Source organism: Qipengyuania aurantiaca (assembly GCF_019711375.1).
Classification (GTDB): domain Bacteria; phylum Pseudomonadota; class Alphaproteobacteria; order Sphingomonadales; family Sphingomonadaceae; genus Qipengyuania; species Qipengyuania aurantiaca.
In genome coordinates, this window is record NZ_CP081295.1 from 266844 (window position 1) to 286947 (window position 20104).

Annotated in this window: 21 protein-coding genes; 12 read left to right on the forward strand and 9 right to left on the reverse strand. The window is 66.0% G+C overall.

Translation table 11 applies throughout. From position 1 onward, the window contains the following. Positions 1–2: 2 nt before the first annotated feature. From K3148_RS01365 to K3148_RS01385, 5 genes are all read right to left on the reverse strand, one after another. Entirely contained in the window at positions 3–821 is an 819-nt protein-coding gene (locus K3148_RS01365) for a transglutaminase family protein (RefSeq protein WP_221425560.1), read from the reverse strand. Beyond that, positions 821–1765, reverse strand: coding sequence for an alpha-E domain-containing protein (locus tag K3148_RS01370; protein WP_221425561.1), 945 nt, complete (start codon positions 1763–1765; stop codon positions 821–823). The genes K3148_RS01365 and K3148_RS01370 overlap by 1 nt, the downstream gene beginning before the upstream one ends. Further along, a complete protein-coding gene (locus K3148_RS01375; protein WP_221425562.1) occupies positions 1765–3192 on the reverse strand; it encodes a circularly permuted type 2 ATP-grasp protein in 1428 nt (475 codons plus the stop codon). Before K3148_RS01375 ends, K3148_RS01370 begins: the two co-directional genes overlap by 1 nt. A gap of 61 nt (positions 3193–3253) precedes the next feature. Next, positions 3254–4006 (reverse strand): esterase/lipase family protein, encoded by a 753-nt coding sequence (locus K3148_RS01380; RefSeq protein ID WP_221425563.1) that lies wholly within the window; start codon positions 4004–4006, stop codon positions 3254–3256. Positions 4007–4071: 65 nt separating this feature from the next. Further along, positions 4072–4632, reverse strand: a complete 561-nt coding sequence (locus tag K3148_RS01385) for a DUF3617 domain-containing protein (RefSeq protein WP_221425564.1) — start codon at positions 4630–4632, stop codon at positions 4072–4074. Positions 4633–4997: 365 nt separating this feature from the next. Between K3148_RS01385 and uvrB the strand changes: the two genes are divergently transcribed. Together uvrB and K3148_RS01395 are read left to right on the forward strand one after the other, a co-directional pair. Then, positions 4998–7196 (forward strand): excinuclease ABC subunit UvrB, encoded by a 2199-nt coding sequence (gene uvrB / locus K3148_RS01390; RefSeq protein WP_221425565.1) that lies wholly within the window; start codon positions 4998–5000, stop codon positions 7194–7196. A 59-nt stretch (positions 7197–7255) separates the two neighbouring features. Then, positions 7256–7798, forward strand: coding sequence for a hypothetical protein (locus K3148_RS01395; protein ID WP_221425566.1), 543 nt, complete (start codon positions 7256–7258; stop codon positions 7796–7798). Here K3148_RS01395 and K3148_RS01400 read toward each other — a convergent pair. After that, complete coding sequence (locus K3148_RS01400) at positions 7752–9815, reverse strand: protein-disulfide reductase DsbD family protein (protein WP_221425567.1); 2064 nt, start codon at positions 9813–9815, stop codon at positions 7752–7754. The two genes, K3148_RS01395 and K3148_RS01400, sit on opposite strands and share 47 nt — an antisense overlap. A gap of 43 nt (positions 9816–9858) precedes the next feature. Between K3148_RS01400 and K3148_RS01405 the strand changes: the two genes are divergently transcribed. Beyond that, entirely contained in the window at positions 9859–11073 is a 1215-nt protein-coding gene (locus K3148_RS01405) for an FAD-dependent monooxygenase (protein WP_221425568.1), read from the forward strand. 3 nt (positions 11074–11076) lie between these two features. Here the strand turns inward: K3148_RS01405 and K3148_RS01410 are convergent, their stop codons facing one another. The 3 genes from K3148_RS01410 to hemC are packed head-to-tail and all read right to left on the reverse strand — an operon-like array spanning position 11077 to position 13643. Next, positions 11077–11973 (reverse strand): MICOS complex subunit MIC60, encoded by an 897-nt coding sequence (locus K3148_RS01410; protein WP_221425569.1) that lies wholly within the window; start codon positions 11971–11973, stop codon positions 11077–11079. Positions 11974–12030: 57 nt separating this feature from the next. Then, positions 12031–12714, reverse strand: a complete 684-nt coding sequence (locus K3148_RS01415) for a uroporphyrinogen-III synthase (protein WP_221425570.1) — start codon at positions 12712–12714, stop codon at positions 12031–12033. Next, positions 12714–13643: a hydroxymethylbilane synthase gene (gene hemC, locus K3148_RS01420; RefSeq protein ID WP_221425571.1), complete on the reverse strand. Its 930-nt coding sequence runs from the start codon at positions 13641–13643 to the stop codon at positions 12714–12716. The genes K3148_RS01415 and hemC overlap by 1 nt, the downstream gene beginning before the upstream one ends. A gap of 44 nt (positions 13644–13687) precedes the next feature. On the opposite strand from hemC, the gene tsaD reads away from it, so the two are divergent. From tsaD to K3148_RS01460, 9 genes are all read left to right on the forward strand, one after another. Further along, positions 13688–14728 carry a tRNA (adenosine(37)-N6)-threonylcarbamoyltransferase complex transferase subunit TsaD gene (gene tsaD, locus K3148_RS01425; protein ID WP_221425572.1) on the forward strand — a complete coding sequence of 347 codons (1041 nt, stop codon included), beginning with the start codon at positions 13688–13690 and terminating at the stop codon, positions 14726–14728. Then, on the forward strand, positions 14725–15738 hold the full coding sequence (locus K3148_RS01430; protein ID WP_221425573.1) for an NAD(P)H-dependent glycerol-3-phosphate dehydrogenase: 1014 nt from the start codon (positions 14725–14727) through the stop codon (positions 15736–15738). Before tsaD ends, K3148_RS01430 begins: the two co-directional genes overlap by 4 nt. Then, positions 15735–17270 carry a lipopolysaccharide biosynthesis protein gene (locus tag K3148_RS01435; RefSeq protein WP_221425574.1) on the forward strand — a complete coding sequence of 512 codons (1536 nt, stop codon included), beginning with the start codon at positions 15735–15737 and terminating at the stop codon, positions 17268–17270. The genes K3148_RS01430 and K3148_RS01435 overlap by 4 nt, the downstream gene beginning before the upstream one ends. Before the next feature lie 41 nt (positions 17271–17311). Continuing rightward, positions 17312–18049, forward strand: a complete 738-nt coding sequence (locus K3148_RS01440; protein ID WP_221425575.1) for an OmpA family protein — start codon at positions 17312–17314, stop codon at positions 18047–18049. A 15-nt stretch (positions 18050–18064) separates the two neighbouring features. Next, positions 18065–18190 (forward strand): hypothetical protein, encoded by a 126-nt coding sequence (locus K3148_RS13935; protein WP_282099594.1) that lies wholly within the window; start codon positions 18065–18067, stop codon positions 18188–18190. Continuing rightward, positions 18187–18654 (forward strand): helix-hairpin-helix domain-containing protein, encoded by a 468-nt coding sequence (locus K3148_RS01445; RefSeq protein WP_221425576.1) that lies wholly within the window; start codon positions 18187–18189, stop codon positions 18652–18654. Before K3148_RS13935 ends, K3148_RS01445 begins: the two co-directional genes overlap by 4 nt. Before the next feature lie 65 nt (positions 18655–18719). Then, positions 18720–19091, forward strand: coding sequence for a response regulator (locus tag K3148_RS01450; protein ID WP_221425577.1), 372 nt, complete (start codon positions 18720–18722; stop codon positions 19089–19091). A gap of 74 nt (positions 19092–19165) precedes the next feature. After that, the gene (locus K3148_RS01455) at positions 19166–19564 is read left to right on the forward strand and encodes a four-helix bundle copper-binding protein (protein ID WP_221425578.1); all 399 of its coding nucleotides are present in this window, start codon (positions 19166–19168) and stop codon (positions 19562–19564) included. A 48-nt stretch (positions 19565–19612) separates the two neighbouring features. Continuing rightward, entirely contained in the window at positions 19613–20050 is a 438-nt protein-coding gene (locus tag K3148_RS01460; protein ID WP_221425579.1) for a lasso peptide biosynthesis B2 protein, read from the forward strand. Positions 20051–20104 lie beyond the last annotated feature (54 nt).

The following is a 20104-nucleotide window of genomic DNA, read 5'->3' on the forward strand; positions in this document are numbered from 1 at the left end:
GCTTACTGCTGCACTTGCTGCTGCTGTTCGACCTCGACGTCGACTTCGGTCACCTGCGATGTGTTGCCGAAACTTATTCCCGTGACGGGCGAAGCATCGCGATAGTCGCGCCCCGTCGCCACGCGGACATAGCGTTCGTCCGGGCTGATCCCGTTGGAGATGTCGAAGCCGACCCAGCCCAGCCCCTCGACGAATGCCTCGGCCCAGGCATGCGTGGCCTCCTGTTCGATCCGGTCGTTCATCATGAGGTAGCCCGACACATAGCGCGCCGGGACCTCCAGCGCGCGCGCGGCGCCGATGAAGATATGCGCGTGGTCCTGGCACACGCCCGACTGCGCGGCGTAGCTTTCCTCCGCCGTCGTACCGGTGTTGGTCGTGCCGATCTTGTATTTAACCCGCTCCAGCGTGCGGCGGGAGAGTTCGTGCAGCATGTCTAGCCGTTCGCCGCCAAGGCTGCGAACTTCCTCGACCAGCCTGGAAATGCCCTTGCCCGGCCGCGTAAGCTTCGTCTGCGCCAGAAAGCTCCAGAGCGGCAGGTGGCCGGCATGGCGGCCGATGACACCGGCGTGATCATGCGTGTCGACCTTGCCGCGGCAAGTAATCGTCACCTCCCGCGTGCCAGGCTCCACGCCGACCAGCACGGTGGTGTTGTGATGCTGGTCTTCATAGACCAGCTCTTCATGCGCGTTATCGTATTCCATCGACCATTCGAGGATTTCCTGCCCCTGCGTTTCCTTGGGCGTCAGTCGCAGGCGCTGGAGCGCGTGGACAACCGGATTGTCGAAGCGATAGCGGGTGGTGTGGCGGATGGAGAGGCGCATCAGCTGAGGAACCTGTAATCGGTGGCGATGGCCTCGGCGATGGAGGCGTTGGTGGCGGTGAAATCGATCAGGAATTCGTGCAGGCCCTGCTCGAAAATCTCGTCGATGCTGAGCTCGCTCAGCCGCGTGTCGGCGTCGCGCATCAGCGCGTTGCTTTCGCCCTCCGTCCCGTGCAGCCGGGCGAGCGCGGCAAGGTTCTCGCGCAGCTGCGAATGGCAGAAGGCGAGGCTGCGGGGGAAGCGGTCGTCGAGGATCAGGAATTCGCAGATATTGCGCGCGTCGATATGGCCCGCGTTAAGCCAGCGATAGGCGCGGTCGCCCGAAACGGAGCGCAGGACCGTGTCCCACTGTCCCGTATCGAGGCTGGACCCCACATAGGATAGCGAGGGCAGCAGCAGGTAATATTTGATGTCGAGGATGCGGGCGATGGCATCGGCGCGCTCGATGAACATGCCGGCCAGCGAGAAGTGATAGCCTTCTTCGCGCAGCATCGAACCCTGCAGCGCCCCGCGCGCCATGGTACCTGCGCGGCGGATGGTCTTGACCGTGTCCATGACCTTGTTCTCGCCGACGGGCTTGGCGAGTTGCTCGTCGATGATCAGCCAGTTCTCGTTGATCGCCTCCCACAATTCGCCGCTGATCGCGTTGCGGGCAAGGCGCGCGTTCTGGCGGACGAGCTTGTACATGCACAGGATGCTGGCTGCATTGTCCTTCTCGCGCAGCATGAAATTCCACGCCTGGTGCCCGGTGTAGCTTGCGTGCCTCATCTCGTAGGCGCTTTGCTGGCCGGCGGTGGAGATGACCGAACGCCATTCCTCTTCGGCTGTGACGAGATCGCGTGTGAGTGCCATGCGCAGCCCCGCATCGAGCAGGCGTGCGGTGTTTTCCGCCCGCTCGAGATAGCGGAACATCCAGAACAGGCCGTTTGCGGTTCTTCCCAGCATCAGTCTTTGAGCACCCAGGTATCTTTCGTGCCGCCGCCCTGGCTGGAGTTCACCACCAGCGACCCTTCCTTCAGCGCCACGCGGGTCAGGCCGCCGGGCGTGATGTCGATCTTGTCGGGCGAGACGAGGACGAAGGGGCGCAGGTCCACGTGGCGCGGTGCGAGGCCCTTCTTGGTGAAGATCGGACAGGTCGACAGCGAAAGTGTCGGCTGCGCGATGTAATTGTCGGGGTTCTCCACGATCTTGTGGCGAAACTCCTCGATCTCTTTCTTGGTCGAGGCCGGGCCGACGAGCATGCCGTAGCCGCCCGATCCGTGCACTTCCTTGACCACCAGCTCGGCCAAATTGTCGAGCACGTATTTGAGGCTGTCCTCATCCGCGCAGCGCCACGTTTCCACGTTCGGCAGCAGCGGTTTCTCGCCGGTGTAGAACTCGACGATTTCGGGCATGAAGGAATAGATCGCCTTGTCGTCGCACACGCCCGTGCCCGGAGCGTTGGCAATGGTGACGCCGCCCGAACGGTAAACGTCCATGATCCCCGGCACGCCCAGCACGCTGTCGGGATTGAAGGTCAGGGGATCGAGAAATTCGTCGTCCACCCGCCGATAGATCACGTCCACCGCTTTATATCCGCTGGTGGTACGCATCGCGACGCGGCCGTCGACGACGCGCAGGTCGCTGCCCTCGACAAGCTCCGCGCCCATCTGGTCGGCGAGAAAGGCGTGTTCGAAATAGGCGGAGTTGAAGATGCCCGGCGTCAGCACGGCGACAACGGGGCGATCCCCGGCGCAATCGGGCGCGCAGGCGGCGAGGCTCTTGGCGAGGCGGCGCGGATAGTCCGACACCTGTTCCACCGGGCAGCGCAGGAACAGCTCGGGGAACATCTGCATCATCGTCTCGCGGTTCTCGAGCATGTAGCTCACGCCGGAGGGCGTGCGCGCGTTGTCCTCGAGCACGAAGAATTCATCCGGCCCCGTGCGCACGAGGTCGATGCCGACGATATGCGTGTAGACCCCGCCCGGCGGGGTGAAGCCGACCATGTTCGGCAGCCACGCCTCGTTGTGGCGCAGGAGGCGTTCGGGCAGGCGTCCGGCGCGCACGATTTCCTGGCGGTGGTAGAGATCGTGCATGAAGGCGTTGAGCGCCGACACACGCTGCTCGATCCCGCGGGTCAGCCGCCGCCACTCGCCCGCGTCGATGATGCGCGGCACCATGTCGAAGGGGATGAGGCGTTCTTCGGCTTCGTCCTCGCCATAGACATTGAAGGTGATGCCGGTCTTGCGGAAGTTGGTCTCGGCCTCGCCGTGCTTGCGGCGCAGGAGCTTCTGGTCCTGGTCGTCGAACCATTTGCAATAGTCGGAATAGGCGGGACGCACCGTGCCGTCGGCACCGCGCATCTCGTTGAAAAACTCGGCGTTGCCGCTCATGGATCCCCTTGAAGTCCGATCCCGCCTGGCAGGACGCCCGCGGTGTTACAGGACTAAAGGTTCAGGCGCGGTCCAGTTCCGAAAGAAGCGCGGCAACGCCCTCATTCGAAAGGACGAAGCCCATGTGGGTGCAGCGCAGGGCCACCGCGCGGTCGCGCTCGCCCGGCTTGCCGCAGGCGCATTTGGGAGCGACCACGCCATCGCGCGGGCTCCAGAAGGCGACCGTTTCCACGGGGGGCTTCTCCTTCACATCGGTCTCGATTTCGGGCTCGTCGACGCGGTGACCGGCAATCGCCTGATAGGCGCGCCAGCCGTTGTTCGCCCGCGGGCTGCCCGAGAAAGGCGAGCCCATTGTCACGACCTTGGCGACCTTGTCCGGATGCTTTTTCGCCAGTTCACGAGCCATCACACCTCCGAGACTCCAGCCGACCAGCACGATCGGCTCGCCCTTGTTTTCGTAAAGAGCGAGCAGGCGCTTCTCGACCTTGGCAAACCGGTCGGCAGTGGCGCCGAGATTGTAGCCCAGCCCCCACTTCTTCGCCGTGTGCCCCGCCTTTTCCAGCTGCCGCGCCATCCAGCGCATGCGGATCGGATGCGCGCCGAAACCGGGCAGCAGCATGACATGCTTCGGATGCCGTGCAGGAGAGACCTCCAGCGTAGAGAACCGCCGCTTCAGCGGCTCGAACGGCCAGAGGAATTCGCCTGCAAGCAGCAGCGCACGGGGGCCGCGCGCGTCATCCGGGCACGGCTCAGCCGCCAGCGCCAGCCGGCGGCCCCATTCAGCCCGTGTTTCCTGGAAGGGTAATGTAGCCATCGTTCGGCAATAATGCGCCGCAACGATGGCCGGTTCCTGAATGCGCCTTCAGGCGTAGGTGCGACTTACGGCGCCGTCGCGCCCTGCGTGCAGTCGCCCGTGCGGGTCATGCCGACCTTCATCGTCACGGTGCGGTCGCCATCGGCGGTCGGCTCGACCACGTTCATGGTCATTTCCGATTCCGTGCCGGTCGAAGTGGTCGTCATGTTGACCTTGGCGTCGTTGCCGTTCTCGCCCTTGCAGGTCATCGCGCCTTCCATGCCGTCCTCGCTCGAGGTCAGGCTGTCGATGGTGCAATCACCGTTCTGGATCGTCTCGGCGACGCCCATCATGCCTTCCTTGGCTTCTTCCTCGCTAAGGCAGCGCGGCGGGGCCATGCCGCTCATGGCGGAGAAGAACTGCTTGGCCTGCGCCACCTCTTCCTCGCTCATGGTCGGGTCGGTCAGTTCGACGATTTCCATGCTCATCGTGTATTCGCCCGGCTCCAGCGGACGGACCTTGGCCATGGCGGCTTCGGCTTCTTCCGCCGAGACCTTGCCATCGCCATCGGCGTCGACATCTTCGCTGCCCGAGGAGCACGCGGCAAGCGTCAGCGCGGCGCAGGCAGTGGTTACGAAACGAAACATGGAAATCTTCCCCTAAAAGTGCGGCTTCGACGCTAGCAGTATCGCGCGCCCACGCAACACACGTTGCGCCGATCATCCACGTTCCCCATATGTGCGCGCATGGCAGAACCAGACCTTGGCTCATGGGTTCGGACACCCTCTGACGGAGTCAATTTGGCTTTCTCAATAGGCGCGAGGAAAGAGCTATGGAGACCCATCGTGATTGACGAGCAACGAAGTGAGGAAGCCAAATTGACCCGCCGCTTCGCGGTCGCGGTATGGGAGCCCTCGAACAGCGTCACTTCGCTTGTTCGGGCAACCAGCCCGACCGGCGCGGCGTTCCTTGTCGAGAACTCCCATACCGCGATCAGAGGATGCCCGAACCCATGAGCCAAGGTCTAGTAATCCGTCGCGGCCTCGAAGAACCCGACACAACCGGCGAATTCGTCCCGCACAAGCCGGCGCGACCCGAGAAGTCGATGCCGGGCAAGAAGTTCAAGCTCGTCAGCGATTATACGCCGAGCGGCGACCAGCCGACCGCGATTGCCGAACTGGTCGGCTCCGCGCGCGAGGACGAACAGACTCAAGTGCTGCTCGGCGTGACCGGTTCGGGCAAGACCTTCACCATGGCCAAGGTGATCGAGGAACTGCAGCGCCCCGCCCTGATCCTCGCCCCTAACAAGATCCTCGCCGCGCAGCTCTATGGCGAATTCAAGAGCTTCTTCCCGGAAAACGCGGTCGAGTATTTCGTCAGCTATTACGACTACTACCAGCCCGAAGCCTATGTGCCGCGGTCGGACACCTACATCGAGAAGGAAAGCTCGGTGAATGAGGCGATCGACCGGATGCGCCACTCGGCCACGCGCGCGCTGCTGGAACGGGACGATGTCATCATCGTCGCCTCGGTGTCCTGCCTCTACGGTATCGGGTCGGTCGAGACGTACTCCGCGATGATCTTCGACATCGTGAAGGACAGCACGGTCGACCAGCGCGAGTTGATCCGCAAGCTGGTTGCCCTCCAGTACAAGCGCAACGATGCCGGTTTCGCGCGCGGCAATTTCCGCGTGCGCGGCGACAGCCTCGAAATCTTCCCCTCGCATTACGAGGACATGGCCTGGCGGATCAGCTTCTTCGGCGACGAGATCGAGGAAATCAGCGAGTTCGACCCGCTCACAGGCAAGAAAGGCGCGAGCCTCGACAAGGTGCGCGTCTACGCCAATTCGCACTACGTCACGCCCGGCCCGACGATGAAACAGGCGTCCGAGGCCATCAAGTTCGAGCTGACCGAACGGCTCAAGGAACTGCACGAGGATGGCCGCCTGCTCGAAGCCCAACGCCTCGAACAGCGCACCAATTTCGATCTCGAGATGATTGCCGCTACCGGCTCCTGCGCGGGGATCGAGAACTACAGCCGCTTCCTTACCGGGCGGCTCCCCGGCGAACCGCCGCCGACGCTGTTCGAATACCTGCCCGAAAACGCGCTGCTTTTCGTCGATGAAAGCCACCAGACCGTGCCGCAGATCGGCGCGATGGCCAAGGGCGACCACCGGCGCAAGATCACGCTGGCCGAATACGGCTTCCGCCTGCCCAGCTGCATCGACAACCGCCCGCTTCGCTTCAATGAATGGGACGCGATGCGCCCGCAGACCTTCTGTGTCTCGGCAACGCCCGGCACGTGGGAGATGGAGCAGACCGGCGGGGTCTTTGCCGAACAGGTTATCCGCCCCACCGGCCTCATCGACCCGCCGGTCGAGATCAAGCCGGTCGAGGACCAGGTCCAGGACTGTATCGAGGAATGCAAGAAGACCGCGAAACTGGGCTATCGCACGCTCGTCACCACGCTGACCAAGCGCATGGCGGAGGACCTTACCGAATTCATGCACGAGGCGGGCGTGAAGGTCCGCTACATGCACTCCGACGTGGAGACGCTGGAGCGTATCGAGCTCATCCGCGACCTGCGTCTTGGAGTCTATGACGTGCTGGTGGGCATCAACCTGCTGCGCGAAGGTCTCGACATTCCCGAATGCGGGCTCGTCTGCATTCTCGATGCCGACAAGGAGGGCTTCCTGCGCAGCGAAACCAGCCTCGTCCAGACCATCGGCCGCGCGGCGCGCAATGTGGAAGGCCGCGTCATCCTCTACGCCGACCGCATCACCGGCAGCATGGAACGCGCTATGGCGGAAACCGACCGCCGCCGCGAAAAGCAAAAGGCCTATAACGAAGAACACGGCATCACGCCCAAGACGATCAAGCGCAATATCGCCGACATCGTCGCGCATACGGCCGCGCAGGACGGGGTTACGGTCGAAACCGGCGACGACGAGCGCAACAATCTCGTCGGCCACAACCTTCGCGCCTATATCGAAGACCTCGAAAAGCGCATGCGCAAGGCCGCCGCCGATCTGGAGTTCGAGGAAGCCGGGCGCTTGCGCGACGAGATCCGCCGTCTCGAGAACGACGAACTCGGCCTTGGCGACGAGGAGAAGAAGGCCCCGCGCGTCGGCCGCAGCGATGCCGGACGGCCCGGCACACGCAAGACACGTTACGGCAAGACGCGGTACAAGCGGATGGGCGGAAAGCCCTGACCGGTGAAACGCGCGGTCGCCCTCTTGCGGTGGCCGTGCCGCGTGGCATAGCTGCGCGCATGCTTCGCCCTGCCATCCTCGCCCCCCTGATGATCCTCGCCGCGTGCAAACCGCCGGCCTCGGACGATTACCTCGCGCGGGACGAGGTCTCGGATGAACGGACGCGTCCGATCGATCCGATCGCCTCGCCCGAGACTGAAGGGGCCACATGGGCGCGCGGGCAATCGGGGCGGCTCCTCTACGGCAAGCCGGGCGAGACGCCGCTGCTCTCGCTCGCCTGCGAGGACGGGACGATCGCTTACACGCGCTATGTCCGCGCCGATGCGGAAGCCAAGGCGGTTCTTGCGCTGATCGGCAACGGCCACGTCGAGCGCCTTTGGATTGATGCCGAGCAGGAGGACGAAGGCGTCTGGCTCTGGCGCGGAAGGGTTACGGCCGACGACCCGCGGCTCGAAGTTCTCACTGGCCCCCGCCAGGTCGAGGCGACGGTGCCGGGCGCCGGCTCGGTAAAGCTCAACCCCAGCCGCGCACCGGGCGAGTTCATCACCGCTTGCGCTAGCGCGATGGCTTTGCCGCAAGATCCACTAGCAGATCCGGCGTAAGCACCTGCGGCAATTGCTGCGCGTCGCCCCCCGGCGGATACCACAGATAGAGCGGCACACCGGCGGCCCCTTGCCGGGCGAGGAAAGCGGAAATTTCCGGGTCGGTCCGCGTCCAGTCGCCGCGCAGGGCAATCACACCTCCCTTCTCGAATGCAGCGCGCGTATCCTCGCGCTCGATCGCCACGCTTTCGTTGACCTTGCAGGTGACGCACCAGTCGGCGGTAAACCACACGAAGACGGGCTTGCCCGAGGTGCGCGCCTCGGCCAGCGCGGCTTCCGAGAAGGGCTGCGGCTCGAGCAGGCTTTCGGCGGCCATCTCCACGGGCACGGGCTCTTCGCGCACGAGCAGGAATACGGAAAACGCCAGCGCCGCGAGCCAGACGGGCCGGAGCCATTTGCGCGGCGTCACCTTCGCGGTCGGCACGGACGAGAACGCAATCAGGGCGTTGATGAGCATGAGCGCGGCCACAACCGCCGCGATCAGGAAGGACCATCCTCCGACCCTCCAGGCAAGCCACGCCAGCGCCAACGCGGTGAGGCCCATCGGTAGCGCCATCCAGCGGCGGAAACGCTCCATCCACGGCCCCGGCTTGGGCAGGCGGCGGCGGAAGGCGGGAATGAAGCCGATCAGCAGGAAGGGCAGCGCAAGGCCGACACCGAGCGCAGTGAAGATCGCAAAGCCCTCGATCGGCCGCAGCACCAGCGCCGCGCCGAGCGCCAGCGCCATGAAAGGGCCGGTGCAGGGCGTCGCCACGAAGGCGGCGAGCAGGCCGGTGGCGAAACTGCCCCCTGTGCTCGCCCCGCGCCCCGAAATCGCAAGGCCCGGCACTTCAAACAGGCCGAGGAAATTGGCCGTGATCGCCAGCGCGAGCATGAGCAGCGCCGCCACCACCAGCGGCTCCTGCAATTGGAAAGCCCAGCCGATCTGCTGCCCTGCGGACCGCAGCAGCAGGATCAGCGCGCCCAGCGCCGCGCAGGCCAGCACGACCCCGGCTGTATAGGCGAGCGCATCGCGGCGTGCCGATATCTCGTCCCCGCCCGCCTTGGCCAGCGCCAGTGCCTTGAGGCTGAGGATGGGGAAGACGCAGGGCATGATGTTGAGCAGCAACCCACCGGCAAGCGCCGCGATCAGGAGCACCCAGAGCGCCGGCGTGTCGACCGGTCCACGAAGCGGCTTCACGCCTTCGAGCGGCACGTCGCGCTGTTCGGCCTCGAAGCGCAGCCCCTGCCCCTCGCCCAGCGAAAGGATGCCGGTCACGGTCTCCGGCAAGGGCGATGGGTCGAAGCCTTGCCGCTGTTTCAGGGGTACCTCGGCCACCAGCAGGTCGCCTTCGCGCACGAAGGTTTGCACCGCGGCGTAATCGGGCGCGAGGCCGCTGCCGAAATCGCTCGTGCCGACGAAGAGATGGAGGTCCCCGAGTTCGAGATCGGCGGGAAGCGGGATACCAACGCGCAGGCGGTTGCGCTGGACCTCGTACCCCGCCACGCTGTCGAGCTTCGGCGCGATCTTCGCCTGCCAGCGCGTGAAATCGCCACCCTGCTCCAGCGCCAGCCGCGCGTCCTGCGGCACACAGATGCGGTCGGTGCAGGCGAGGTAGGAGACGTAGCCGGCTATCGGCGCGATGTTGGCGACTGCTGCGTTTGGTGGCACCTCCACCGGCACCAGCACGGCGTATTCGCCTTCGTAAATGTGGTTCATCAGGCCGGAGATCACGAGCCGCTGTGGCACGGGATAGAGCGGCTCGCCCGCTTCCCAGCCCTCCGGCAGGTCGAGCGTAAGGCTCATGCCCTGCCCCGCGTCGCCAGGATTAGACCAATAGCCGTGCCATTCGAGGCTCGACGGGGTGAAATGCAGCGCCAGCATCCAGGTTTCGCCCGGCACCGGTGGTCCGTCGGCGCGCAGTTCGACGGCGATATTCTCGTCGCCGAAGCGCGCTTCCTGCGCTGAGAGACTGGCGGGCAGGACGAGGGCCAGCAACGCCAGCAGCAGGCGCAGCGTCCCCATCAAGCCGTCCATTCTGCTTGCTTCCGTCACATTTCGCGCATTAGGGACTGGCGCCATGACAGACAAGCGCGACCTGCTCATCCTCGGCGGCGGCCTCGTCGGCACCACACTGGCGCTGGCAGCAGCAAAACAGGGGCTTTCAAGCCATCTGGTCGACCGGGCCGATCCGGCAGACCTGACCGCAGAGGGCTTCGACGGGCGCGCCTCGGCGATCTCGACCGCGAGCTGGCGCCTGTTCCGCAACATCGGCCTGGCCGAAAGCCTCGAAGAGCACGGCTCCCCAATCGAAGCGATTGCAGTCGTCGACCAGATGAAGCCGGGCCGGATCGATTTCCGCCCCGAACCGCATGAAGGCACGCTGGGCCGCATGTTCGCCAACCGCCAACTGCGCATCGCCTTGTTCGAAGCGGCGAAGAACGAGCCGCTGATCGCCATGCACGCGCCGGTCGATGTAGCCAGCCGCCATCGCGACGCCTTCACCGCCAGCGCCACTTTGGGCGACGGCACGGTTCTCGAAGCCGATCTCCTCGTTGGCGCGGAAGGGCGCGGGTCGCCCACGCGCGAGGAAGAAGGGCTCAAGATGGCGAGCTGGGATTATTCGCACCGCGCAATCATCACCGGCCTCAACCATTCCAGGCCGCACCAAGGCGTGGCGTGGGAGATCTTCTACGAGGACGGCCCCTTCGCGCTCCTCCCCATGCTCGACGGCCCCGACGGCAAGCACCGCAGCGCGCTGGTGTGGACGGTGGACGAGAAGGACGCCGCCGGCGTGCTCAAGCTGTCCGACCGCGCCTTCCTTGCCGAAGTCGAAAAGCGCATGGGCGACATTCTCGGCCGCCTTGAGCTCAACAGCGGACGGTCCTCCTATCCGCTCAGCTTCCAGCACACCGCGCGGATCGTGGGCGAGCGCATGGCGCTGGTCGGCGACAGCGCGCACGGCATGCACCCGATTGCGGGACAAGGGCTGAACCTTGGCCTGCGCGATGTGGGCGCGCTGGTCGAAGTGCTGGGCGATGCCCGCCGTCTCGGGCTAGACCTCGGCGATGCGCAGGTGCTGGAGCGCTATGAGAAGTGGCGCGCGCTCGATTCCCTCATGGTCATGGGCGCGACCGATACGCTCACCCGCCTGTTCGGCGTGCCGGGCAAGACCGCGAGCGCGGTGCGCCGCTTTGGCATGGCCGGAGTCCAGCGCTCGGGCTGGCTCAAGCGTTTCTTCATGGACGAGGCGCGCGGCGTTTCGGGCGATGTGCCCGAGCTGATGAAGGCCTGAGGCCTACTCTTCCACCGGGCTGGGCTGCGAAATCCGGTTGCCGGCCCCGTCACGCAGGCGTCGCGGTTCAAGCACGGCCGAAGTCTCGATCAGGTCGAGCGCGCGCTGGGTCGCGGCATAGCGTTCCGCATCGCGCAGCCAGCCTTGCGCATTGGCCGCGCCGGGCATTTCGCGCACTTCGGCAATCGCGCTGTCGGTCCGGCCCGAGAGCAGGAACAGCCGCGCGCGTTCGATACGCATTTCGGGCTGCGGCGACGGCGCGCTTTCGCGGCGGATGGTGAAGAGCGCGCCCAGTTCCTCGGTAAAGCGTTCGAACCCGCCGCGATCGTCGCCCGACTGCAATTGCGGGGCGAGCCCGTCGAGCCGCGCGGTCAGCTGGTCGAGTGTTACCGGCTCGCGCGAGAAGGTGAGGATAGTGTTGACCGCGTTGGGCAGCGCGTCGCCGAAACGAAGCCGTAGCTGGTCCGCAAGATAGCCGAGTTCGGCGCCCTTATCGATGGCGCGGCGTATGGCGAAGGCGATCAGGAGTCCTTCGGCGCGCGCGGCGTTGCCGGCGGCGGCCTGCGCCTGCAGATCGAGGCGCGACAGGCGCTGTTCGGCCGCAGCGAGGCGCTGGTCGATCCCGCCCTGCTGTTCGGCCATCTGCTCGACCGTCTCGGCGTTGGCAGCGCGGGTCGGCCGGGCGCTGGGCGAAGGTACGGGCTGGCCCTCGGCGACGGGCTCCGCCAAGGTTGCCTGCTCACCCTCAGTCGGCGCAGCGTCGACCGCCTCGTCCTGGTTCATCCGCCATGTGACGTAACCGACCAGCGCGCCGCCAAGGGCGAAGGAGCCCGCGACCGCGAGCAGCATCGGCCGCATGGAGCGGCTGCGCGTGCGCCGGTTGCTCGAAAACTCGTCCATTCCACTCCAATCCGCGACCCGTTCGCGGCTCTCATTGTGCCGCGATATTCCCCGCGGTCAGCCTTGGCACAAAGCCTGCGCCAAGGCCAGTAGCTCGGCATCGCGCGGTGCGTGCGCGGTGTGGACAGCCTCCCAGCCATCGCCCGCCATTTCGGCGATGCGCGGGCCGAGCGCGGCGACGGTGATGGTCTTGCGGTCGATGCCGAGCCGCTCGCACTCCTCGATCAGGCGCAGCGCCGCCTCGCCCGAATGGAGAAGGGCCACCCCTCCCTCTTCGCGCATTTCCTTGCTGATCGAAGGCGAAATGTCGCGCGGCCGCATACGGTAGACGACGCGCGTCTCTATTGCGATGCCGATGGGCGGCGAGAGCTCGACCATCTTTTCGCCCGCCAGTCGCAGGAATGTGAGTTCGCGCCCCGCCACCTCGTCGAGCACGTGCTGCAAACCGCCCTTGCCGGTGAGCGTGACCATGAAGCCTTTTTCGCGCGCCGACTCTGCCGTAGCCTCTCCCACGGCGTAAACGGGCAGGCCTTCCAGCTTGTCGAGTTGCTTGCCGCCTTCGCGAAAAGCGTTCGAACTGCCGACCAGAAGCGCATCGACATCGCCTGTGTCGGGCAGCGACCATTCGACCGGGGCAACCTTGAACAGCGCGCAACCACTGGCCTCGAGGCCGAGCGCTTCGGCGGTTTCCAGCGTCACGCGCAGGCCCGGCTCCGGGCGAAAAACGAACAGCTTGCGCATCAGGCGAAGCTGCCGAAATGCGCCGCGACATGGGCGGGCGCTTCGGCGAGCAGGTCGGCGGCCAGCTGGCGCGGCGCGTCGAGATCGCCGGGCGCGAAAATCGCGTCGCGCGCAATGCGGATCGCGCCATCGGGGCTGTAGATCGCGGCGGTCATGCGCAGCGCATCGCCCTCGCGCCGGGTCAGAGCCGCAATCGGGCTGTGACAGGTGCCGCCCAAGCCTTCCAAAAGCGCACGCTCGGCCAGCACTTCCTCGCGGCTGGGCGCGTGATCAATGGCGGCGAGGATAGCTTGCGCCTCCTCGTCCGAGGCGCGGCATTCGATGCCGATGGCGGCCTGCGCCGGGGCAGGAAGCCAGTCCTCGGGGTCGAGCCTAACGCCCACTCCCTTCTCGCCCAGCCGGGCAAGGCCCGCTGCGGCAAGGAAGGTCGCGTCCGCCTCGCCGGCCTGCAGCTTGGCCATGCGGGTGGCGACATTGCCGCGAATGCCGACCACTTCGAGATCGGGGCGCGCGTGGAGCAATTGCGCCGCCCGTCGCGGCGCGCTGGTGCCGACCTTCGCACCTTGCGGGATCGCTTCGAGCGAAGTCGCGCCGAGCAGCACGTCGGCCTTGTCCTCGCGCGGAAGGATGGCGGCGATGGCGATCGCGTCCGGGCGGATCGTCTCCACGTCCTTCATCGAGTGGACTGCGGCGTCGATCCGGCCTTCTGCCAGCCAGATGTCGAGCTCGCGCGTCCACAGCGCCTTGCCGCCGATATCGGCTAGCGGGCGGTCCTGTATCTTGTCGCCGCTGGCGATGACGGGGACCAGTTCGACCCGCGCTTCGTCCCAGCCATGCGCGGCGCACAGCCGTGCGCGGGCTTCGTGGGCCTGCGCCATGGCGAGCGGGGAGCGGCGGGTTCCGAGGCGGAAAGGAGCGTTATCGGGCATGCGATTGCTTGCCCTAACGAGCGAGACCGCTAAGGGGAAGCGCAATGACACTCGTACTGGGCATAGAGAGTTCCTGCGACGAAACCGCCGCCGCGCTTGTCGACGGCGACCGGCGCATCGTGGCGCAGCGGATCGCCTCGCAGGACGCGGAACACGCGCCCTTCGGCGGCGTCGTGCCCGAGATCGCCGCACGCGCCCATGCCGAGCGGCTCGCCCCGATGATCGAGGGCGTGCTGGCCGATGCGAATGTCGCTCTGGGCGATCTCGACGCGATTGCCGCCACGGCGGGTCCGGGCCTTATTGGCGGGGTCATGGTCGGGTTGGTGAGCGCGAAGGCTCTGGCGATGGCGAGCGACGTGCCGCTGATTGCGGTCAACCACCTCGAAGGCCATGCTCTGAGCCCGCGGCTTGCCGACGCAGCTCTCGATTTTCCCTACGCCCTGCTGCTCGTTTCCGGCGGCCATTGCCAGATCCTGCGCGTCGACGGCGTGGGCCAGTACCGCCGCCTCGCGACCACTATCGACGATGCGCTGGGCGAAGCTTTCGACAAGACCGCCAAGATCCTGGGCCTCGGCTTCCCAGGCGGCCCTGCGGTCGAGCGCGTGGCGAAGGAAGGCGATGCAAAAGCGGTCCCCCTGCCCCGCCCCATGGTCGGCAGCGGCGAACCGCATTTCAGCTTCGCCGGCCTCAAGAGCGCAGTCCTGCGCGCGCATGAGAGCGGCCAATACAAGCCCGAAGACATTGCCGCGAGCTTCCAGCAGGCGGCCATCGACTGCGTGACCGACCGCCTGCGGATCGCGCTGGCCCAGATGGAGGATTGCAAGACGCTTGTGGTGGCCGGCGGAGTCGCTGCCAACGCCTCGGTGCGCGCCGCGCTCGAGGATGTGGCCCAAGCCCACGCGATGCGCTTCACCGCGCCGCCGCCTAAGCTGTGCACCGACAACGCCGCCATGATCGCCTGGGCGGGGATCGAGCGGCTGGCGCTTCCCGATTTCATCCCCGACCCGCTCGAAATTTCCGCACGGCCACGCTGGCCGCTCGATCCCGACGCAGAGCCCGTCCGCGGGGCAGGAGTGAAGGCATGAATTTGCGAGCATCCTCGGACCGGCCCATCGGCGTCCTCGGTGCAGGCGCGTGGGGAACGGCGCTGGCGCAGATGGTGGCAAGCGACGGCAGCGACGTGCTCCTCTGGGCGCGTGAGGCCGAACTGGTCGACGAAATCAATTCGCAGCGCACCAACACGGTCTACCTGCCCAGCGCCACGCTCGCCCCCTCGATCACGGCTAGCGACGACCTTGCCGAAATGGCCGCGCTCGATGTGCTGCTGGTGGTCACGCCCGCACAGCACATGGGCAGCGTGCTCGCAGCCATGCCGCGCCACCCGCGTGACCTCGTGCTGTGTTCCAAGGGCATCGAGGCAGGGTCGGGCCGCCTGATGAACCAGGTCGCGCGCGACGCGGCACCGGGGAGCGAGATCGCCGTCCTGTCGGGCCCGACCTTCGCACATGAAGTGGCCGCCGGACTGCCCGCGGCTTCGACCCTGGCCTGCGCCGGCGGCGAGGACCAGTGGGACCGCATCGCGCCCCACATCGCGCGCGCTGCCTTCCGGCCCTATTATTCCGACGACGTGGTCGGCGCGGAAATCGGCGGGGCGGTCAAGAATGTCCTCGCCATCGCCTGCGGCGTGGTCGAGGGCTTGCAGCTGGGCCAGAACGCCCGCGCTGCCCTGATCGCGCGCGGCTATGCCGAAATGCTGCGCTTCGGCGAGGCCAAGGGCGCAAGGCCCGAAACGCTGACGGGCCTGTGCGGCCTCGGCGATCTCGTGCTCACCTGTTCCTCCACCTCCAGCCGCAATTTCTCGCTCGGCAAGGCGCTGGGCGAAGGCCATAGGGCCGAGGAGCTGATGGCCGACCGGCGAACCGTCGCCGAAGGCGCGCACACTGCGCCGGTACTGGTCGAACTCGCCGCGCGGCACGGCATCGCCATGCCCATTGTCACGGCGGTCTACGACCTCCTCAAGGGCGACGATCCGCGCGAGGTGGTGCAGGGCATCCTGTCGCGTCCGCTCAAAGCGGAACAGGATGTCGCGGGATGAGCACCGCCGCCAGCGAAGACGACATGTCCGCCATCGCCAAGGGCGGTAAGCAGAATTTTCTCGGCTTCATCCTGCGCCTGCTTGCGCGCCTGCCGTTCCTGTTCATCGCCGGACGGCTCTACGGGCCCGACGCGCTCGGCCGATTCGCTTCCGCGCTGGTGGTCGTCGAACTGGTGGCGCTGGTCTGCGCCATGGGCGAAAAGCGCGGCCTTGCGCAGCGCCTTTCCGATGGCGAGGAAGCGCATCCGGCAAACCTCGTTTACGACGGGATGCTGCTCGCACTGATCTTTTCCAGTCTTGCCGCGCTGTTCTTCTGGTTCGTGCCCGCCCCCCTCTTTCCGAGCGGGGAGTTCACCGAGCTCGACCGGCTCGTTGTACTTGCCATTCCCGGTTACGCGCTGACCGAGATCGTGCTGGCCGCGCAGGCTTACAAATACGACATCGCCACCACCGTGCGCGCGCGCGCCGTGGTGGAGCCGTGGACGATTTCGATCATGGCAGGCGTGTTCTACTTCGTGCCCGTCCTGTCGGATTCCGGCCTGTCGCTCGCCTATTTGGTGTCTATCTACGCCGGGCTGGCCGTGGGCCTGTGGTCCTTCTTCCGCAGCTATGGCCCTCCGCGAAAGTGGCGTCCGCACCCGGTTTACATGGGCCGGATGACCGCCCGCGCCTTGCCGCTGGCGACCGCCGACGCCATCGAATGGGGCACGCGCCGGGTCGACATCCTCATCCTCGGCCTCTTCGCCGCGCCTGCAGCGGTGGGCGTCTATTACATCGCCCAGCAGGTCGCGAGCCTGCCGCAGAAGCTGAAGACCAGCTTCGAGCCGATCCTTGGTCCAGTCATCACCAAGAACCTCAAGATCAAGAACTACGAAGCTATCGCCAAGCAGATCTGCCAGGTCGGTTTCTGGATCATCGCCATGCAGGCCGGCATCGCGCTGGCGCTCGGCGTGCCGGGCGAAGCCGTGATGGGCCTCGTGGGACCGGAATTCGTCGGCGGTACGGGCGCGCTTGCGTTCCTGCTCGCCGCCGAAGTGGTTGCGGCCACGGCGGTCGTGTCGGAAGCGGTGCTCGTCTACATCGCGCGGGTGCGCAACTTGTGGATCTCCATCGCCACGATCGCGGTGCAGGCGTTGCTCACGATCCTCTTCATCGATTTGATGGTCAGCAATGGCTATGGCGAGCCCTTCAAGGCCGCGGCGGCGGCCATCGCGCTGATGGTCTCGCTCGGATTGGCCAGCCTGGTGAAAGCCTTCCTGCTGTCGCGCCTGATCAAGCAACCGATCAATCCCTTCCGCTGGTCGCTCGTCTGGGCGGTCGCGCCGGCGGTGTTGGTGGGCATCCTTGCAACATTCCTTCCCGAATGGGCCGAGCTAGCCTTCGGTGTGCCGGCCATCCTTGCGACCTATGGGTTCGTGATCTGGAAACGCGGCTTCGGCCCGGAGGACCGGATGCTGTTCAAGCGCAACAAGTACGCCGCCGCCGAGAAGGACGCGGCCGAGACTTCGCAAACCGTGGCGGAAAAGAAGTAGCGTCTTGGCATCGCGCTTGCCCCACGGCTAAGAGCCGCCTCATGTTCAAGCGCTTGCTTATTCCCGGAGGAGCACTGCTCGTCGTGGCCATCGGCTCGATGTCGAGCTGGTCGGGCCGCGCCGATCGGATGGCCACACGCCTGTCCGGCGAGGCCGAGACCGCGCTGGAGGCGGAAGGCTTGTCCATGGTCGAGGCCACCTTCGCCAACCGTTACGGATCGCCTTCGCGCCACCCCATCCTTTCCGGCGGCGAAGACCTCGATGACGAGCGCCGCACCCGCGCTGCGCAGCTGGTCAAGAGCGTGCGCGGGGTTGGAGGCGTCAGCTGGGCGGACGGTAGCGTAGTCGCCGATAGCGGCGAGCGCGCTTTCGAACCGCTTCACTGCCAAGAAGATGTCGAGGGTTTGCTGCGCACGCGCACGATCCGTTTCCAGGAGGCCAGCGCTGCGCTTTTGCCTGCCAGCCGCATGTTGCTGGACGAGGTCGCTGCCGCGCTCGAACCCTGCTCCGGCGCGATCATCGCCATTATCGGCCATACCGACCGTTCAGGCGACGAGGACGCCAACATCGCGCTCAGCATGGACCGGGCCCGCGTCGTACGCGAGGCGCTGGTTCGCCGCGGCATCCCGCGCGCCAGCCTGCGCGCGCGCGGACTGGGATCGAGCGAACCGGCCGAGCGCCTCACGCCCGAAGACCCGGCGAACCGCCGCATCGAATTCTCCGTCATCCGGCTGGAGCCTCTGACTCCCACCCCCGTCGACACGCCGGGCCCGAGGTAGGAAGGCGCACCAAACATGCCGATATGGTTCGAAGTCATTGCCCTGATGCTGGTCGCCTATCTCTTGGGCCTAACCATCGGCTGGGCGCTGTGGGGCCGCGCGGCTCCCGTTGAAACCGAAGATACGAAGGACGAAACATGAGCGAACTCCTCGCCGAAAACTGGATCCTGCTCGCGATCGCGCTGGTCGTCGGCCTGCTGGTCGCCTGGTTCCTCTTCCGCAGCACGCGCCGCACGCGCGTGACGGGTACGAAGAAGGATGTGCTCGACGAGGGCGCCGAGCGTGCGCAGCGCAACAGCGCACTGGTCGATGCGGCGCCCGCCGCCACCAGCGATCCGCAGCCGCTCAAGGTAAGCGACGGCAATGGCGACGACCTCACGCGCATAAAGGGCGTGGGACCCAAGCTCGCCGCCCTGCTAGAAAGCCTCGGCGTCACCTCCTTCGCGCAGATCGCAGCCTGGGACGAAGCGGAAATTGATCGGATCGACGGCCAGCTCGGCCGCTTCGAAGGCCGCATCCGCCGCGACGACTGGACCGGCCAGGCGCGCCTTCTGGCGGACGGCAAATCGGCCGATTTCAACAAAAAATATGGAGCCAGTGCCTGAGGCAGGAACCGAATTCGATCCGGCCCATTAGGTTATGTGGGTCGGATCGAACGAGGAGAGCCTGGATGGGACAGCATCAGCAGCCGCTACGCGTACTCGTCGCCGAAGATGAACTGATCGTGGGTCACGATCTGTGCGACACCGTTTCCGAAGCAGGATACCTGGTCGAAGGACCTTATAACGACCTGTCGAGCGCCATGCTCGCCTACCAGAAGACCAAGCCCGACATCGCCATTCTCGACATCCAGCTCGACGACGGCATCGTCTATCCGCTGGCCGAACAGATGATGGCCGAAAATGTCGAGGTGATTTTCCATTCCGGCGCGCTCACGCCGCAGGAAGTCTCGAGCCGTTTCCCGCAGGCACAGGCGCTGTCCAAACCCTGTCCTCCGGCCGAGGTCATCCACACCGTCCAGCGCGCCGCCGAAGCCCACTAGGCTTTTCTACCTCGCACGGAACTCATGGGCCGCCCGGCCCATTCCTTGAGTGCAACCTCAAGGAGAGAAAGATAATGTCGCTACAGAAAATGGTCGACGCGCACCCGCAGGTGCAGGACAAGACCGAAGAACTCGTCCTCGCCGCGCGCCATGCCATGCTGTGTTCGCTGTTCTGCACCAGCTGCGCCGATGCCTGCGTGGCCGAAATGTCGGGCAGCGACATGGACATGTCCCAGTGCATCCGCAACTGTCTCGACTGCGCCGATGTCTGCGCTGCCACTGCCCGTCTCGCAACCCGCCGCACCGCGCAGAATATCGATGTGCTGCGCAGCCAGCTGGAGACCTGCATCAAGGCCTGCGAAACCTGCGCCGAGGAATGCGAAAAGCACGACAACGATCATTGCAGGTGGTGCGCCAAGATGTGCCGCGAATGCGCCGACGATTGCCGTAAGGCCCTACCGCTCGTCCAGTAATTAGGGGCGAGGCGGAATCGGCACCTCGTGGTATGAAGAGACCGAGCCATGCCGAAACTGCGCACCTTCCTGGCGCTGGACACTGCCGACAAGATCGCCTCGCTCGAGGCGATTGCGCTGGTGCTCTACGCCAAGCTGCTGATCGCGCGCGTGCCGCCCCGACGGTGGCGCTCGCGCTTCGGTGCAGTGGCAAGGGCGCATGGGGGAGCTGGCGACCTTGCCACCATCCGCCGCGTCCGCCTCGCCATGCTGCGCGCGCTCAACAACGTCCCCGGCGCACCCAATTGCCTGCCCCAGGCGCTGGCCGCGCGATGGATGCTGCAGCGGCGCGGGATCGAGGCAAGTCTCTTCATCGGCACGCAGGCCGACGAGGCCGGGAGGCCGCGCTTCCACGCCTGGCTAAAGGTGGGCGAGGAATGGGTGACGGGCCTGTGCGACGAAAGCCGGTACACGCTGCTCGTGCCGGGCGATGTGCATACCGCTTGAGAGCGGCTACACCGCCCCTTGCGCAGTGTTTGGTCCTCTGCCATCGGCAGCGGA